The organism is Burkholderia sp. Bp9016, assembly GCF_003857765.1.
Classification (GTDB): domain Bacteria; phylum Pseudomonadota; class Gammaproteobacteria; order Burkholderiales; family Burkholderiaceae; genus Burkholderia.
Map to the genome: position 1 here is coordinate 169,981 of NZ_QTPY01000006.1, position 15,223 is coordinate 185,203.

General features: G+C 67.8%; 15 protein-coding genes. 10 read left to right on the plus strand and 5 right to left on the minus strand.

Annotated features, from left to right (window positions below):
- Positions 1 to 22 precede the first annotated feature (22 nt).
- A complete protein-coding gene (locus DIE13_RS09810; protein ID WP_124826957.1) occupies positions 23 to 976 on the plus strand; it encodes an alpha/beta hydrolase in 954 nt (317 codons plus the stop codon).
- Positions 977 to 1,169: 193 nt separating this feature from the next.
- Here DIE13_RS09810 and DIE13_RS09815 read toward each other — a convergent pair whose 3' ends face one another.
- From DIE13_RS09815 to DIE13_RS09825, 3 genes are all read right to left on the minus strand, one after another.
- Positions 1,170 to 1,472, minus strand: coding sequence for a DUF4148 domain-containing protein (locus DIE13_RS09815; protein WP_096501752.1), 303 nt, complete (start codon positions 1,470 to 1,472; stop codon positions 1,170 to 1,172).
- 214 nt (positions 1,473 to 1,686) lie between these two features.
- Complete coding sequence (locus tag DIE13_RS09820) at positions 1,687 to 2,673, minus strand: oxidoreductase (protein WP_124826958.1); 987 nt, start codon at positions 2,671 to 2,673, stop codon at positions 1,687 to 1,689.
- A gap of 156 nt (positions 2,674 to 2,829) precedes the next feature.
- Positions 2,830 to 3,120, minus strand: coding sequence for a DUF3331 domain-containing protein (locus DIE13_RS09825; RefSeq protein ID WP_124826959.1), 291 nt, complete (start codon positions 3,118 to 3,120; stop codon positions 2,830 to 2,832).
- A gap of 679 nt (positions 3,121 to 3,799) precedes the next feature.
- Between DIE13_RS09825 and DIE13_RS09830 the strand changes: the two genes are divergently transcribed.
- The 9 genes from DIE13_RS09830 to DIE13_RS09870 all read left to right on the plus strand — a co-directional run bounded on the left by DIE13_RS09830 (position 3,800) and on the right by DIE13_RS09870 (position 13,018).
- Complete coding sequence (locus tag DIE13_RS09830; RefSeq protein ID WP_124826960.1) at positions 3,800 to 4,564, plus strand: SDR family oxidoreductase; 765 nt, start codon at positions 3,800 to 3,802, stop codon at positions 4,562 to 4,564.
- 43 nt (positions 4,565 to 4,607) lie between these two features.
- Positions 4,608 to 5,450 carry an ureidoglycolate lyase gene (locus tag DIE13_RS09835; protein ID WP_124826961.1) on the plus strand — a complete coding sequence of 281 codons (843 nt, stop codon included), beginning with the start codon at positions 4,608 to 4,610 and terminating at the stop codon, positions 5,448 to 5,450.
- 23 nt (positions 5,451 to 5,473) lie between these two features.
- Positions 5,474 to 6,751, plus strand: coding sequence for an L-fuconate dehydratase (locus DIE13_RS09840; protein ID WP_124826962.1), 1,278 nt, complete (start codon positions 5,474 to 5,476; stop codon positions 6,749 to 6,751).
- A gap of 81 nt (positions 6,752 to 6,832) precedes the next feature.
- On the plus strand, positions 6,833 to 7,609 hold the full coding sequence (locus tag DIE13_RS09845; RefSeq protein WP_124826963.1) for an SDR family oxidoreductase: 777 nt from the start codon (positions 6,833 to 6,835) through the stop codon (positions 7,607 to 7,609).
- Positions 7,610 to 7,621: 12 nt separating this feature from the next.
- Complete coding sequence (locus DIE13_RS09850; RefSeq protein ID WP_124826964.1) at positions 7,622 to 9,166, plus strand: sugar ABC transporter ATP-binding protein; 1,545 nt, start codon at positions 7,622 to 7,624, stop codon at positions 9,164 to 9,166.
- Between the two features lie 19 nt (positions 9,167 to 9,185).
- Positions 9,186 to 10,223 (plus strand): ABC transporter permease, encoded by a 1,038-nt coding sequence (locus DIE13_RS09855; protein WP_124826965.1) that lies wholly within the window; start codon positions 9,186 to 9,188, stop codon positions 10,221 to 10,223.
- 82 nt (positions 10,224 to 10,305) lie between these two features.
- The gene (locus DIE13_RS09860) at positions 10,306 to 11,247 is read left to right on the plus strand and encodes an ABC transporter substrate-binding protein (RefSeq protein ID WP_124826966.1); all 942 of its coding nucleotides are present in this window, start codon (positions 10,306 to 10,308) and stop codon (positions 11,245 to 11,247) included.
- 47 nt (positions 11,248 to 11,294) lie between these two features.
- Positions 11,295 to 12,185 carry an amidohydrolase family protein gene (locus DIE13_RS09865; RefSeq protein WP_124826967.1) on the plus strand — a complete coding sequence of 297 codons (891 nt, stop codon included), beginning with the start codon at positions 11,295 to 11,297 and terminating at the stop codon, positions 12,183 to 12,185.
- A gap of 71 nt (positions 12,186 to 12,256) precedes the next feature.
- Complete coding sequence (locus tag DIE13_RS09870) at positions 12,257 to 13,018, plus strand: FadR/GntR family transcriptional regulator (protein WP_124826968.1); 762 nt, start codon at positions 12,257 to 12,259, stop codon at positions 13,016 to 13,018.
- A 24-nt stretch (positions 13,019 to 13,042) separates the two neighbouring features.
- Here the strand turns inward: DIE13_RS09870 and DIE13_RS09875 are convergent, their stop codons facing one another.
- Together DIE13_RS09875 and DIE13_RS09880 are read right to left on the minus strand one after the other, a co-directional pair.
- On the minus strand, positions 13,043 to 14,284 hold the full coding sequence (locus tag DIE13_RS09875) for an FAD-binding oxidoreductase (RefSeq protein WP_124826969.1): 1,242 nt from the start codon (positions 14,282 to 14,284) through the stop codon (positions 13,043 to 13,045).
- A gap of 205 nt (positions 14,285 to 14,489) precedes the next feature.
- Entirely contained in the window at positions 14,490 to 15,215 is a 726-nt protein-coding gene (locus DIE13_RS09880; protein ID WP_124826970.1) for an aspartate/glutamate racemase family protein, read from the minus strand.
- Between the last annotated feature and the right edge of the window lie 8 nt (positions 15,216 to 15,223).

Sequence of the window (15,223 nt, forward strand, 5' to 3'; positions counted from 1 at the left end):
TTTCGACGGCAGCGCACGCCCGATGCTCGAACCGGAAATCGCCGCGTTCGTCGCGGCTGTCGACGCGGCGTATCCGGCCGATACCGCCGCGCGCTCGCCCGACGAACAGCGCCGCCTCTACGATCGCTTCGCGGCCGCATGGACGCCCGCCGCGCTGCCGGCCGGCGTCGTGCGGCACGATGCGGTGTGGCACGCACCGGACGGGCGCGCGATCGCGCTGCGGCGGCATGCGCCCGCGCACGGTGCGCCGCGTGGCACCGTGCTGTTCTTTCACGGCGGCGGCTTCGTCGTCGGCTCGCTCGACAGTCACGCGCTGATCACCGCGCAACTGGCGGCCGACACGGGGCTGGCAGTGATCGCGGTCGACTACCGGCTCGCGCCCGAGCATCGCGTACCTGCTGCACTCGAGGACTGCATGGCCGTCACGCGGGCCGCGCGCGATGCATGCTGGCCGTTCGGCCCATGCGTGCGGCCGCTGACCCTCGCGGGCGACAGCGCGGGCGGCAATCTCGCGGCGGCGGTCGCGACCGCGCTGCGCGATGCGAACGAACGGGGCGTCGACGGCATCGCACTCGTCTATCCGATGCTCGGCATCGAACCGCAATCGCCCGCGCGCGAGACCGAAGCGCACGCGCCGATGCTGACGCTCGACGATGTCCACAGTTATCGCGCGCTGTACTGGGGCGATGCGGATGAAACCGCGTTGAACGACGCCCCGCTGTTGCGCGCATCGGTGCCGCTTGCCGCGTCGCGTTTCGACGGGTTGCCACCGGTGCTTGCGATCGGCGCGGAACACGATCCGCTGCGTGACGACGCGCGCGTCTATGTCGAAAGGATTCTCGGGGCCGGCGGCGCCGCGCGTTACTGGATGGGAGAGGGGCTCGTGCACGGCTGCTGGCGTGCGCTTGGCACCAGCACGCAGGCGGCGCGGATGCACCGGATGGTCGGTGAGTTCTTGCTTGCGCCCTGCGGGTGACCGGTGCTCACGCCCGGCCGCCGTTTTTCCCTGAATACGAAAAAGCGCCCGGCCGCAACGCGCCCGGGCGAAGCCACCCGCTGCCGGGCGGCGGAGGTATACGTTTCATAAAAAAGACGAGCCCGCACTGCGGGCTCGTCCGGTTACAGCTTCATCGCGCGATGCGCGGTGTGCCCGCCGGGGGCGTGTCGGCTTACTGGCCGAAGAAGATCGAGTCGCGAGCGTTCGACGACGCTGCGGCGGCCGGGGCGCCCGAGTGGACGACCGGAGCCGGTTGTGCGCCATAGCCGCTGGCGTCGGCACCATGAACACGCGCTTCCGCCGACTGGATGTCGTTCGGGTAGTACGGGCTCGACAGGCCCGGCTTGTAGCCGGCTTGTTCGAGCTGAACCAGTTCGTTGCGGACTTGTGCGCGGGTCACGGTGCTTTGTGCGAAAGCACCGAACGAAGCGGACAGGGCGACAGCGGCAACAACTGCGGAAACGAGCGATTTCATGATGACCTCCGGTGTTTTATTGGGTTCGCTCTCGACACCATGTCTTAAGCGATTGACTAAATCTTAGTCACCGGGGGCTTCAGGGTAAACGCTGATTTTGACGATAGATTGTTTCCTGAGTGGTAACAGTAGTGCGGCGAATCAGTCTTTCAACATCCTTTCGTTTCCGTTTGCGCAATAAGTGTGAAGAATGAGCGAGCCGGCGGCATGCCGTTCAGCGCGCCTCGGCCGCAGCGTCGAACGGCTTGGCGAGCGGCCGCCCGGCGGGGGCGCCCGCGCTCAGGAAACGCACGCCCGTTGCGGTTTCCGACGCTTCCCACAGCAGCGCGGCCACGGCCGCGTCGCGGGCCGAACGCGGCACGCTCGCAGGTGCTGGCAGGCCGCGCGACTCGAACCAGCCGGATGGGCCGATATACGAGCCGCCGATGAGGTCGGGCGCCGTCGCCGCATGAATCGCCGGCAGCGCGCCCCGGTCGGCGGGCTGCGCGAGATAACGGTTCGCCGCACGCATCAGGGCGGTGCGGGCGGGCGAGCTGTCCATCGCGGGGCCCGCGAACTGCAGGTTGGTCGCCGCGTAGCCGGGGTGCGCCGCGACGCTGATCCCCGCGAATGCCGCACGCTGGAAGCGGCGCTGCAACTCGATCGCGAACACGAGGTTCGCGAGCTTGCTGTCGCAATAGGCGAGATAACGGTTGTAGCGATGCTCGGCGCGCAGGTCGTCGACGCGGATCCGGCCGCCGCGGTTGAGGCCGCTCGACATCGTGACGACGCGCGCCCGGCGGGCGGCGCGCAGCGCGGGCAGCAGATGGCCGGTGAGCGCGAAATGGCCGAGGTGGTTGGTGCCGAACTGCATCTCGAAGCCGTCGCGCGTATGCCGCAGCGGCAGGAACATCACGCCGGCGTTGTTGCAGAGGATGTCGACGCGGCCGTGGCGTTCGGACACGCCGTCGGCGAAGCGCTGGATCGATGCGAGATCGGCGAGGTCGAGCGGATCGACTTCGACGCGGGCAGCGGGATGAAGACGGCGGATCGCATCGGCCGCCTGCGCGGCGCGGACGGCATCGCGGCAACCCATCACGACGGTTGCGCCCTTGGCGGCGAGCGTTTCCGCGATCTGCCAGCCGAGACCGCTGTTGGCGCCGGTCACGACCGCGACCTTGCCGCCTTGCGCCGGGACGTGGCGCGCGCTCCATGCATGCATGTCTGCCTCCCTCGGCGTGGCGATGCACCACGGCGCGTAATCGTTACATTGAATGCTGTAACGATAGTCCGCGCAGGCGGAGCAGACAAGCGGGGGATTTAGACCGGCGGTTCTAGGCGCGTGACGCAGCCGGCCCGCGCATGCGGGCGGTGCGCGTTATCGGCCGCCGGCCATGCCGAGTACTTCGGCGGCGGAGATCATCGCGGCCGCATTCGCGGGTGCCGGGCGCTCGGCCGGCCGGAATACTTCGTCGCCGCGCTGGATGACCTGGCGCGACAGCGCGCAGGTGCCGGTGCGCTGCGCGAAGCGGCGGCGCCAGCGCTGTTCGCCGTAATGACAACGGCCGGGTTCGACCCAGCGGACGACGAGCAGCGTATCGGAACGTTCGAGAATTTCGACGTGGACGTCGGCGGGATCGAGCGCAGGCAGGGATTTAGAGGCCTTCATTTTGCCGTTTCCTAAAGCTCGTGCGGTTTCGGCCTTGGCAGTGGATGTCACTACCCGATGGCGAATCCGTAGCGGTTTCCATGAGTGGTGCGCTAAATGTAAGCGTCTGTGACCGGAAAAAACATCCTGTCTGGCTCAAATTACCTTTTGCCGATTTAGAAACAATCAACCTGCATTTTCTTTAAAAAGGGCGGACAAAAACGCCCCGGACGCGTACGCCCGGGGCGGAAAATCGGCCCGCGCCGCCGTGTCTGCTCGCTCAGTCACGTGGCCCACCGCGGGGGACGGAGATGCCCGCCAGGGACCGTCGGCGGGCGGGGGATGCGGTGTGCCGGGCGGCGCGGTCCGGCCACACGATGATCGCGCGCGTATCCCGTTGAAACCCTGACGGCAGCATGACTTTTCTGTCAGATTCGCCGGCCGCGGCGTGATGCGGGCCGCAGAAACCGGCGGAAACGCCCGCCGGCATTGGCTTCGCGCGATGTGCAGCCGACCGTCCGGGTACGGATTGCACGCCGATCCGCCACCTGCGGCACTGCTTCCCGGCCGATTCTCCCGCTCGGGAAAATACTGAATCGCGCGGCCGTGACAAATCCGGAATCTGTTCCTATGATTGGTTGGACCTTTGGTCCTTTGTGCCAATCGGCCGGTTCGCCGGCATCTATTCGGAGAGGTGCGCATGAGATTGCAGGGCAAGCACGCGCTGGTCACGGCGGCCGGGCAGGGCATCGGTCGGGCGACCGCGCTGCGGTTCGCGAGCGAGGGCGCCGACGTGCTGGCGACCGACATCAACGAAGCCGCGCTCGCGCAGCTCGCGGCCGACGCCGAACGCGCGGGCGGCCGGCTGGCGACGCGGCGGCTCGACGTGACCGATGCGCACGACGTCGCGGCACTCGCCGCGCAGGAACGGGCGTTCGACGTGCTGTTCAACTGCGCCGGTTTCGTCCATCACGGCTCGATCCTCGATTGCGACGACGACGCGTGGGCGTTCTCGCTGAACCTGAACGTCACGTCGATGTACCGGCTGATCCGCGCGCTGCTGCCGGCAATGCTCGAAGCGGGCGGCGCGTCGATCGTCAACATGGCATCGGCGGCGTCGAGCGTGAAGGGCGTGCCGAACCGCTTCGTCTACGGCACGACCAAGGCCGCCGTGATCGGGCTGACCAAGGCGGTCGCGGCCGATTTCGTCGAGCAGCGCATCCGCTGCAACGCAATCTGCCCCGGCACGATCGAGTCGCCGTCGCTCGAGCAGCGGATCGCCGAGCAGGCGCGCACGCGCCAGGTGTCGACCGATACCGTGCGGCAGGCATTCGTCGCGCGCCAGCCGATGGGCCGCATCGGCACCGCGGAAGAAGTGGCCGCGCTCGCGCTGTACCTTGCCTCCGACGAAGCGTCGTTTACGACCGGCGCGATTCATCTGATCGACGGCGGCTGGTCAAACTGACCGAGCCCTCACATTCACTTTCCGTTTCCGTTCGGACGACCCCATGAAACTGCTGAGATTTGGCGACAAACACCATGAGAAACCGGGCCTGCTCGATGCGCAGGGCAAGATCCGCGACCTGTCGGGCGTGATCGACGACGTCGCCGGCGATGCGCTCACCCCGGCGTCGCTCGCGCGGCTGCGCGACATCCCGCCGTCGTCGCTGCCGCTCGTCGAGGGCACGCCGCGCCTCGGCGCGTGCGTCGGCCGCGTCGGCAAGTTCATCTGCATCGGCCTCAATTACTCCGACCACGCGGCCGAATCGGGCATGGACGTTCCGAAGGAACCGGTGGTGTTCGGCAAATGGACGAGCGCGATCTCGGGGCCGAACGACGACGTCGAGATTCCGCGCGGCTCGGAGAAGACCGACTGGGAAGTCGAGCTCGGCGTCGTGATCGGCCAGGGCGGCCGCAATATCGACGAAGCCGATGCGCTGTCGCACGTCGCCGGTTATTGCGTGGTGAACGACGTGTCGGAGCGCGAATACCAGCTCGAACGCGGCGGCACGTGGGACAAGGGCAAGGGCAACGACACGTTCGGCCCGCTCGGCCCGTGGCTCGTGACGGCCGACGAAGTGCCCGATCCGCACGCGCTGCGGTTGTGGCTCGAGGTGGACGGCCACCGCTACCAGAACGGCACGACCGCGACGATGGTGTTCCGCGTGCCGCACCTGATCAGCTACCTGAGCCGCTTCATGAGCCTGCAGCCGGGCGACGTGATCTCGACCGGCACGCCGCCGGGCGTCGGGCTCGGGCAGAAGCCCCCCATCTATCTGCGCGCCGGGCAGTCGATCACGCTCGGGATCGACGGGCTCGGCGAGCAGCGTCAGCGCACCGTGCAGGCCTGATTCCATTCAACGGACCGTTCGTCATGCCTATCATTCGATCGATGCGCGTCCTCGACGTGCGCTTCCCGACCTCGCGCCAGCTCGACGGCTCCGATGCGATGAACCCGGACCCGGACTACTCGGCCGCGTACGTCGTGCTCGACACCGACCACGACGGGCTCGAAGGCCACGGGCTCACGTTCACCATCGGGCGCGGCAACGAAATCTGCTGCGCGGCGATCGACGCGATGCGTCATCTCGTCGTCGGCCTCGACCTTGACTGGATCCGCGACGACATGGGCCGCTTCTGGCGCCACGTGACATCGGACAGCCAGTTGCGCTGGATCGGTCCCGACAAGGGCGCGATCCATCTGGCGACGGGGGCCGTCGTCAATGCCGTATGGGATCTGTGGGCGAAGTCGGTCGGCAAGCCGCTTTGGCGGCTCGTCGTCGACCTGAGCCCGGAAGACATCGTGCGCGCGGTCGATTTCCGCTACCTGACCGACTGCCTGACGCAGGACGAAGCGCTCGACCTGCTGCGCCGGCAGGCGCCCGGCAAGGTCGCGCGGATCGCGGCACTCGAGCGCGACGGCTATCCGTGCTACACGACGTCGGCGGGCTGGCTCGGCTACAGCGACGACAAGCTGCGCCGGCTGTGCCGCGAAGCGGTGGACGCGGGCTTCGACTACGTGAAGCTGAAGGTCGGCGCGAACCTGGAAGACGACATCCGCCGCGTGACGATCGCGCGCGAGGTGATCGGCCCGCAGCGCAAGCTGATGATCGACGCGAACCAGGTGTGGGAAGTCGACGAGGCGATCGACTGGGTGCGCGAACTCGCGTTCGCGAAGCCGTGGTTCATCGAGGAGCCGACGAGCCCCGACGACGTCGAAGGGCATCGCAAGATCCGCGAGGCGATCGCGCCGGTGCAGGTCGCGACCGGCGAGATGTGCCAGAACCGTGTGCTGTTCAAGCAGTTCATCGAGCGCGGCGCGATCGACGTCGTGCAGATCGACGCATGCCGGCTCGGCGGCGTGAACGAGATTCTCGCGGTGATGCTGCTGGCCGCGAAGTACGGGCTGCCGGTGTGTCCGCATGCCGGCGGTGTCGGATTGTGCGAATACGTGCAGCATCTGTCCATGATCGACTACGTGTGCATTTCCGGTACGAAGGAAGGGCGCGTGACCGAATACGTCGATCACCTGCACGAGCATTTCGTCGAACCGTGCGTCGTGCGCGGCGCGGCGTACATGCCGCCGACGGCGCCCGGTTTCTCGATCGAGATGAAGCCCGAGTCGCTCGAGCAGTATCGGTTCCGCGGCTGAAGGACGGCGCACGACGAAGCACGACGTACGATGCGCCGCGCGCGGCCTGCGCGGCGACGACACGAACGACGGAGACGCGAAGTGGATTTGAATCTGCAAGACAAGGTCGCGATCGTGACCGGCGGTGCATCGGGCATCGGCGCGGCGATCTCGATGCGGCTGGCCGACGAACGCGCGATTCCCGTGGTGTTCGCGCGGCACGCGCCGGACGACACGTTCTGGCATGCGCTCACGCGGAAGCAGCCGCGCGCCGCATGGGTGTCCGCCGAGTTGCAGGACGACGCGCAATGCCGCGAGGCCGTCGCACAGACCGTCGCGCGTTTCGGCCGCATCGACGGCCTCGTCAACAACGCCGGCATCAACGACAGCGTCGGCCTCGACGCCGGGCGCGACGCGTTCGTCGCGTCGCTCGAGCGCAACCTGATTCACTACTACGCGATGGCGCATTACTGCGTGCCGCACCTGAAGGCGACGCGCGGCGCGATCGTCAACATCTCGTCGAAGACGGCCGTGACCGGGCAGGGCAACACGAGCGGCTATTGCGCGTCGAAGGGCGCGCAACTCGCGTTGACGCGAGAATGGGCCGTCGCATTGCGGAACGACGGCGTGCGCGTGAACGCGGTGATTCCCGCCGAGGTGATGACGCCGCTCTACCAGAACTGGATCGCCGGCTTCGACGACCCGGAAGCGAAGCTCGCGGAAATCGCCGGCAAGGTGCCGCTCGGCAAGCGCTTCACGACGGCCGACGAGATCGCCGACACGGCCGTGTTCCTGCTGTCGGAACGCGCATCGCACACGACGGGCCAGTGGCTGTTCGTCGATGGCGGCTATACGCATCTCGATCGTGCGATCGGCTGAGGACGGCGCGCCATGCAACCCGATCCGAACCCGACGACCGCCGCACCCGTGGCGCTGATCGCATTGACCGGCGTCAGCAAGCGCTTTCCGGGCGTGCAGGCGCTCGACGATTGCCGGTTCGACCTGCGCGCCGGCGAAGTGCATGCGCTGATGGGCGAGAACGGCGCCGGCAAGTCGACGCTGATGAAGATCCTCGCCGGCGTGTACCAGCGGGACGGCGGCGAGATCCGCATGGACGGCCGCGCGGTGGAGATCGCCGATCCGCGTGCCGCGCAGGCGCTCGGCATCGGCATCATCCATCAGGAGTTGAACCTGATGAACCACCTGAGCGTCGCGCAGAACATCTTCATCGGCCGCGAGCCGCGCGGCCGCTTCGGCGTGTTCGTCGACGAAGACAGGCTGAACCGCGACGCAGCCGCGATCTTCGCGCGGATGCGGCTCGATCTCGATCCGCGCACCCCGGTCGGCCGGCTGACGGTCGCGAAGCAGCAGATGGTCGAGATCGCGAAGGCGCTGTCGTTCGATTCGCGCGTGCTGATCATGGACGAGCCGACCGCCGCGCTGAACAACGCGGAGATCGCCGAGCTGTTTCGCATCATCGGCGACCTGCGCGCGCACGGCGTCGGCATCGTCTACATCTCGCACAAGATGGACGAGCTGCGCCAGATCGCCGACCGCGTGACCGTGATGCGCGACGGCAAGTACGTCGCGACCGTGCCGATGGCCGAAACGTCGATGGACGCGATCATCGCGATGATGGTCGGCCGCCAGCTCGACACGACGTTCCGTACACCGCCCGATACGTCGTCCAGCGACGTCGCGCTCGAAGTGCGCGGATTGTCGCGCGGCCGCGCGATCCGCGACGTCGGTTTCACGCTGCGGCGCGGCGAGATCCTCGGCTTCGCGGGGTTGATGGGCGCTGGCCGCACCGAGGTCGCGCGCGCCGTGTTCGGCGCGGACCCGATCGATGCGGGCGAGATCCGCGTGCACGGCAAGACCGTGACGATCCGCACGCCGGCCGACGCGGTCAGGCACGGCATCGGTTATCTGTCGGAGGACCGCAAGCACTTCGGGCTTGCGGTCGGGATGGACGTGCAGAACAACATCGCGCTGTCGAGCATGCGCCGCTTCGTGCGCCGCGGCGTGTTTCTGGATGCACGCGAGATGCGCGACACCGCGCAGTCGTATGTGCGGCAGCTTTCGATTCGCACGCCGTCGGTCGCGCAGCCGGCGCGGCTGCTGTCGGGCGGCAACCAGCAGAAGATCGTGATCGCGAAGTGGCTGCTGCGCGACTGCGACATCCTGTTCTTCGACGAGCCGACGCGCGGCATCGACGTCGGCGCGAAAAGCGAGATCTACAAGCTGCTCGACGCGCTCGCCGCCGACGGCAAGGCGATCGTGATGATCTCGTCGGAGCTGCCCGAGGTGCTGCGCATGAGCCACCGGATTCTCGTGATGTGCGAAGGGCGCGTGACCGGCGAGCTGCGCGCGGCCGACGCCACGCAGGAAAAGATCATGCAGCTCGCGACGCAGCGCGAGTCGACCGTATTGTCCTGATTCAGACGCCTACCCGATCATGTCCAACGATACGCATCCCGTCCCGCCTCTTGCCACCGGCGACACGCCGGCGGCCGCACCGGGCCTGCGCGCCCGCCTCTTCAACCCGGCCGCGCGGCAGAAGCTGCTTGCGTTCGCGAGCCTCGTGCTGCTGATCGTGTTCTTCAGCATCGCATCGCCGAACTTCCTCGAAGTCGACAACCTCGTTTCGATCCTGCAGGCCACCGCCGTGAACGGCGTGCTGGCCGTCGCCTGCACCTACGTGATCATCACGTCGGGCATCGACCTGTCGGTCGGCACGCTGATGACGTTCTGCGCGGTGATGGCCGGCGTCGTGCTGACGAACTGGGGCATGCCGCTGCCGCTCGGGATCCTGGCCGCGCTGTTGTTCGGCGCGCTGTCGGGCAGCGTGTCGGGCTTCGTGATCGCGAAGATGAAGGTGCCGCCGTTCATCGCGACGCTCGGCATGATGATGCTGCTCAAGGGGCTGTCGCTCGTGATCTCGGGCACGCGGCCGATCTACTTCAACGACACGCCCGGCTTCACGTCGATCGCGCAGGATTCGCTGATCGGCAACCTGATTCCGTCGCTGCCGATTCCGAACGCCGTGCTGATCCTGTTCCTCGTCGCGATCGGTGCGTCGATCGTGCTGAACCGGACCATCTTCGGCCGCTACACGTTCGCGCTCGGCAGCAACGAGGAAGCGCTGCGGCTGTCCGGCGTGAACGTCGATGCGTGGAAGATCGCCGTCTACACGTTCAGCGGCGCGGTGTGCGGGATCGCGGGGCTGCTGATCGCGTCGCGGCTGAATTCCGCGCAGCCCGCGCTCGGGCAGGGCTACGAGCTCGATGCGATCGCGGCCGTGGTGATCGGCGGCACGTCGCTGTCGGGCGGCGCGGGCAGCATCGTCGGCACCATCATCGGCGCATTCATCATGAGCGTGCTGACCAACGGCCTGCGCATCATGTCGGTCGCGCAGGAATGGCAGACGGTCGTCACCGGCGTGATCATCATCCTCGCCGTGTACGTGGACATCCTGCGCCGGCGTCGCCGCTGACGTCGACGCATTGACGTGCGTGCATCCGCTTCACCGCCGGCCTGGCCGGCATTTCAGTCGATACCAACCAAGGAGACGCGAAGTGATCAGGAGCAAGGTGTTGAACGCGATCGTCGGGCTGACGTTCGCCGTCGGCGTCACGGCCGGCGCGCATGCGCAGGAAACCTACATCCCGCTGATCTCGAAGGGCTTCCAGCATCAGTTCTGGCAGGCCGTGAAAGCCGGCGCGATGCAGGCCGCGAAGGACTACAAGGTGAAGGTGACGTTCGAGGGCCCCGAAACCGAGGCGATGGTCGACAAGCAGATCGACATGCTGTCCGCCGCGATCGCGAAGAAGCCGGCCGCGCTCGGCTTCGCGGCGCTCGACAGCAAGGCCGCGCTGCCGCTGCTGAAGAAGGCGCAGGCCGAGAAGATCCCGGTGATCGCGTTCGACTCGGGCGTCGACAGCGACATCCCGGTGACGACCGCCGCGACCAACAACAAGGCCGCCGCGGCGCTCGCCGCCGACAAGCTCGCCGCGCTGATCGGCGACGAAGGCGAGGTGGCCGTGGTCGCGCACGACCAGACGAGCCGCACCGGCATCGACCGCCGCGACGGCTTTCTCGAACGAATGAAGTCGGCGCACCCGAAGGTGCAGGTCGTGACTGTCCAGTACGGCGAGGGCGACCAGCTGAAGTCGACCGAAGTGACGAAGTCGATCCTGCAGGCGTATCCGAAGCTCAAGGGCCTGTTCGGCACCAACGAAGGCTCGGCGATCGGCGTGGTCAACGGCGTGCGCGAGATGAAGCGCAAGGTCGTGATCGTCGGCTACGATTCGGGCAAGCAGCAGAAGGATGCGATCCGCAGCGGGCTGATGGCCGGCGCGATCACGCAGAACCCGATCGGGATCGGTTACAAGACCGTCGAGGCGGCCGTGAAGGCGATCAAGGGCGAGAAGCTGCCGAAGGTCATCGATACCGGTTTCTATTGGTACGACAAGTCCAACATCGACGACCCGAAGATCGCCGCGGTGTTGTACGACTGAGCGAGACGTAATGTCATGCGTGGGTAAGGGCGGAAGACGAGGACACCATGGGCGCAGTGCGTATCGATTCTCATCAGCACTTCTGGCGTTACCGCCCGGCCGACTATCCGTGGATCGGCCACGGGATGGGCGTGCTCGCGCGAGACTACCTGCCCGACATGCTGTGGCCGCAGATGCATGCGCAGGCGCTCGGCGCGTCGATCGCAGTGCAGGCGCGCGCCGGACGCGACGAGACGGCATTCCTGCTCGATCTCGCTCGCGACGACGGGCATATCGCGGCCGTGGTCGGCTGGGAAGACCTCGGTGCGCCGGAACTGGCCGACCGCATCGCCGCATGGGCGAGCCCGAAGCTGCGCGGCTTTCGTCATCAGGTGCAGGACGAAGCCGACGTCGCCGCGTTCGTCGAGGCCCCCGCGTTCAATCGCGGCGTCGCCTGGCTGCAGGCGAACGGCTATGTGTACGACGTGCTCGTGTTCGAGCGCCAGTTGCCCGACGTGCGTGCGTTCTGCGCGCGGCACGACGCGCACTGGCTCGTGCTCGATCATGCCGGCAAGCCCGCGCTCGCCGAGTTCGAGCGCGACGACACCGCGCTGGCGCGCTGGCGTGCCGGGTTGCGCGAGCTCGGTGCACTGCCGCATGTCGTGTGCAAGCTGTCGGGTCTCGTGACCGAGACGGACTGGCGGCGCGGCCTGCGCGCGAAGGACATCCGGCACATCGAGCAGTGCCTCGATGCGGCGCTCGACGCATTCGGGCCGCAACGCTTGATGTTCGGCTCGGACTGGCCGGTGTGTCTGCTCGCGGCGTCGTATGACGAAGTGGCGTCGCTGGTCGAGCGCTGGGCCGAAGCGCGGCTGTCGGCGGCCGAGCGCGGCGCATTGTGGGGAGGCACGGCCGCGCGTTGCTATGCGGTGCCGGTCGAGTCGAAGCCCGGCATATAAAATAGGCGCGAACGGCCTGACGCTTCATTCGGCAGGCCGGCCGCAACGAAACCGCTCACCTGTATCAACGTATGTCCATCCAGCCGATCCAGAACCGCCGCCTGTACCAGCAGATCGCCGACAAGCTCAGCACGATGATCGAGTCCGGCGATTTTCCGCCGGGCAGTTATCTGCCGCCCGAGCGCGAACTGGCCGAACGGTTCGGCGTGTCGCGCACGTCGGTGCGCGAGGCGCTGATCGCGCTCGAAGTCAACGGGCTCGTCAGCGTGCGCGTCGGCGACGGCGTAAAGGTGCGCCAGCCCGAGGCGGCTGTCGTGCCGGAGCCGCAACCCGTCACGAAGGTCGCGCCGTTTTCGATCGTCGAGATCGATCCGGAACTCGGCATCGCGCTCGACCTCGACACCGAAATCCCGCCGTTCGCGCTGTTGCAGGCGCGCCGGCTGATCGAGCCGGAAGCCGCGTCGCTCGCCGCGAAACACGGCTCGGACGCGCAGATCGACGGGATCCATGAAGCGTTCCTGCGCAACCAGGAAGACAACCGCAGCGGCTCGCTCACGCATCCGGGCGACCGGCTGTTCCATATCCGTATCGCGGAAGCGAGCGACAACCCCGCGTATGCGCTGATGATCAAGCAACTGCTCGCGCACAAATACGACCCGATGTTCCAGCGGCTGCAGTCGCTGTACATGCCGAACGACATGCCGCACCGGTCGGAGCTGGAGCACCGCGCGATCCTCGACGCAATCCGCGCGCGCGATCCGCAAGCCGCGCGCCGCGCGATGGCCGAGCATCTCGACGAGGTGATCCGGATCTTCGGCCGCGCGCTCGACTGAGCGCGGGCGTTCAGTCGTTCGACATCAGAAGCGGTCGGCGCGGTAGGGCGTCGGATCGGTGAACGGGGTTTCGCCCGTCATCATCTCGGCCAGCAGGCGGCCGGACACGGGGCCGAGCGTCAGCCCGTGATGGTTGTGCCCGAACGCGAACCACAGCCCGCGATGCGCGGGCGCGGGGCCGATCACCGGCCGCATGTCGGGCGTGCATGGGCGAAAGCCGAGCCACGGCTGCGGGTCGAGCCGTTCGCCGAAACCGAACACCGGGCGCGCAACGCGTTCCGCGCGTTCGAGCTGCACGCCCGTCGGCGGCAGGCCGCGGCGCGCGATTTCCACGCCGGTGGTCAGCCGCAGGCCGCGCCGCATCGGCGCGATCACGTAGCCGTATTCGCGATCGACGATCGGCGCCGACGGCGTGCCGCGTTCGGACGGCGCGTAGTGCATGTGATAGCCGCGTTTCTCGCGCAGCGGGATCTTGTAGCCGAACTTGCCGAACACCGTGTCGGACCACGGGCCGAGCGCGACGACGACGGCCGGCGCGGCGATCCTGCCTTCGTCCGTCGTGACCTGCCAGCCCGGCGATAACGCCTCGAGGCTCGCGGCGTCGCCGTTGAGCAGGGTGCCGCCGCCTTGCACGAAGAGCTGCGCGTAGGTTTTGACGAGCGCCGACGGATCGACGACGCTCTTCGGATCGAGCCAGTGCAGCGCGCCGCAGAAACCCGGCGCGAGGCTCGGCTCCCGCGCACGCAGTGCCGCGGCGTCGAGCGGCGTGATGCCGAGCCCGTGGCGGCGCGCGGTGAGCCCCGCATCGGCGACCGCGCGTTCGAACGCGGCCGGCGTGCGGAACGCTTCCATCCAGCCGCTCGCACGAATCAGCTCGGCTGCACCGGCGCGCGCGATCAGCGCGTCGTGCTCGACGATGCAGCGCTCGATCAGCGGCAGCATGTCGCGCGAGGCCGCCGCATGACGCATCGGCGCCGATTCCCACCAGAAGCGCGCGAGCCACGGCGCGAATGCCGGCAGCGACGTGCTGTGCCAGTAGAGATCGGTCGAGCGGTTCAGCGCGTAGCGCATCAGCGTGAACGGGCTGCGCGGGAACGGATACGGCTCGACCGACGAGCGCTCGATCAGTCCCGCGTTGCCGAAGCTCGTGCCTTCGCCGGGCGCACCGCGGTCGACCAGCGCGACCTTGCGGCCGCGATCCTGCAGGTGCAGCGCGGCGGACACGCCGACGATGCCCGCGCCCAGAACGATTACGTCGAAATCCATCGTGTGAGTGGCCGTTTGCGGGGCGCCTGGCCGCAGTGCGGTGTATGCGCCCGGGTTGGAGATCGTATGAGCTCAAAGCATACTCGCGCAGACGTGCGGCACCAAGAGGGACACGTGGGGGCGTGCGCGCCGCGGGCGGCCCGCGCGACGACGGCGGGCGGCAAGCGGCGGGCTGCGTCGACAAACGATCGGCCACCCGGATCGATCAATGCATCCCGAACAATCTCCCCCACCGTGCCAGCCCGTGCGTATCGATCCCCGCCATCCTCAGCGCCTTCCACACGACCGTCGACACCGTGTCGTAAGCCGCGATACCGGTCGCCTCTTCGAACGATCCGGCCAGATGCGCCGCATGCAGGTTCGTGCAGAACGTTGTCACCGCGTCCGGCCGCGCCTGCGCGGCCTTGCGCATCAGCGCGGCGAGCTGCGTGTCGGGCACTTCCGCGAAGCTGTAGTTGTCGCGCAGCCCGAGATGCTGCTCGGCCACGCAGTCGATGCCGAGCTGCGCATACTGGCGCATGATCCGCTGCTGCACGTCGTCCAGATACGGCGTGACCAGCCCGAGCCGCCGCACGCCGGTACGTTCGAGCAACTCGTTCAGCGCCAGCACGGACGTCGTCGCCGGAATGCCGGTCGCCTGCGCGATGCCGCGGCACAGCGCGGCATCGCGCTCGAAGCCGAGCCAGCCGGCCGAGGTGCCGCTCCAGCCGATCACGTCGACGCGCGCGTCGGCCAGTTGCCGGGCCGCGACCAGAATGCGCTCCGCGTTGAACTGGTCGAGCGCGGCCGCGCTCAGGGCGATCTCGGTCACGGTGAAGCGCGCGAAATGCACGCTGACGTTCGGCAGCTCGGCGACGATCGCGGACGTCAGTGGTTCGAGCGCGGTGTTCGACGACGGCGTCACGATGCCGATGCGGGTGCGAGGATTCATCGCGCCGC

Excerpts from the sequence above, each read along its gene's own strand:
- DIE13_RS09855 (WP_124826965.1), top strand. The coding sequence starts at position 9,186 with ATGTCCAACGATACGCATCCCGTCCCGCCTCTTGCCACCGGCGACACG.
- DIE13_RS09810 (WP_124826957.1), top strand. The coding sequence starts at position 23 with ATGCTCGAACCGGAAATCGCCGCGTTCGTCGCGGCTGTCGACGCGGCG.
- DIE13_RS09835 (WP_124826961.1), top strand. The coding sequence starts at position 4,608 with ATGAAACTGCTGAGATTTGGCGACAAACACCATGAGAAACCGGGCCTG.
- DIE13_RS09850 (WP_124826964.1), top strand. The coding sequence starts at position 7,622 with ATGCAACCCGATCCGAACCCGACGACCGCCGCACCCGTGGCGCTGATC.
- DIE13_RS09825 (WP_124826959.1), bottom strand. The coding sequence starts at position 3,120 with ATGAAGGCCTCTAAATCCCTGCCTGCGCTCGATCCCGCCGACGTCCAC.
- DIE13_RS09830 (WP_124826960.1), top strand. The coding sequence starts at position 3,800 with ATGAGATTGCAGGGCAAGCACGCGCTGGTCACGGCGGCCGGGCAGGGC.
- DIE13_RS09820 (WP_124826958.1), bottom strand. The coding sequence starts at position 2,673 with ATGCATGCATGGAGCGCGCGCCACGTCCCGGCGCAAGGCGGCAAGGTC.
- DIE13_RS09880 (WP_124826970.1), bottom strand. The coding sequence starts at position 15,215 with ATGAATCCTCGCACCCGCATCGGCATCGTGACGCCGTCGTCGAACACC.
- DIE13_RS09875 (WP_124826969.1), bottom strand. The coding sequence starts at position 14,284 with ATGGATTTCGACGTAATCGTTCTGGGCGCGGGCATCGTCGGCGTGTCC.
- DIE13_RS09815 (WP_096501752.1), bottom strand. The coding sequence starts at position 1,472 with ATGAAATCGCTCGTTTCCGCAGTTGTTGCCGCTGTCGCCCTGTCCGCT.
- DIE13_RS09870 (WP_124826968.1), top strand. The coding sequence starts at position 12,257 with ATGTCCATCCAGCCGATCCAGAACCGCCGCCTGTACCAGCAGATCGCC.
- DIE13_RS09840 (WP_124826962.1), top strand. The coding sequence starts at position 5,474 with ATGCCTATCATTCGATCGATGCGCGTCCTCGACGTGCGCTTCCCGACC.
- DIE13_RS09865 (WP_124826967.1), top strand. The coding sequence starts at position 11,295 with ATGGGCGCAGTGCGTATCGATTCTCATCAGCACTTCTGGCGTTACCGC.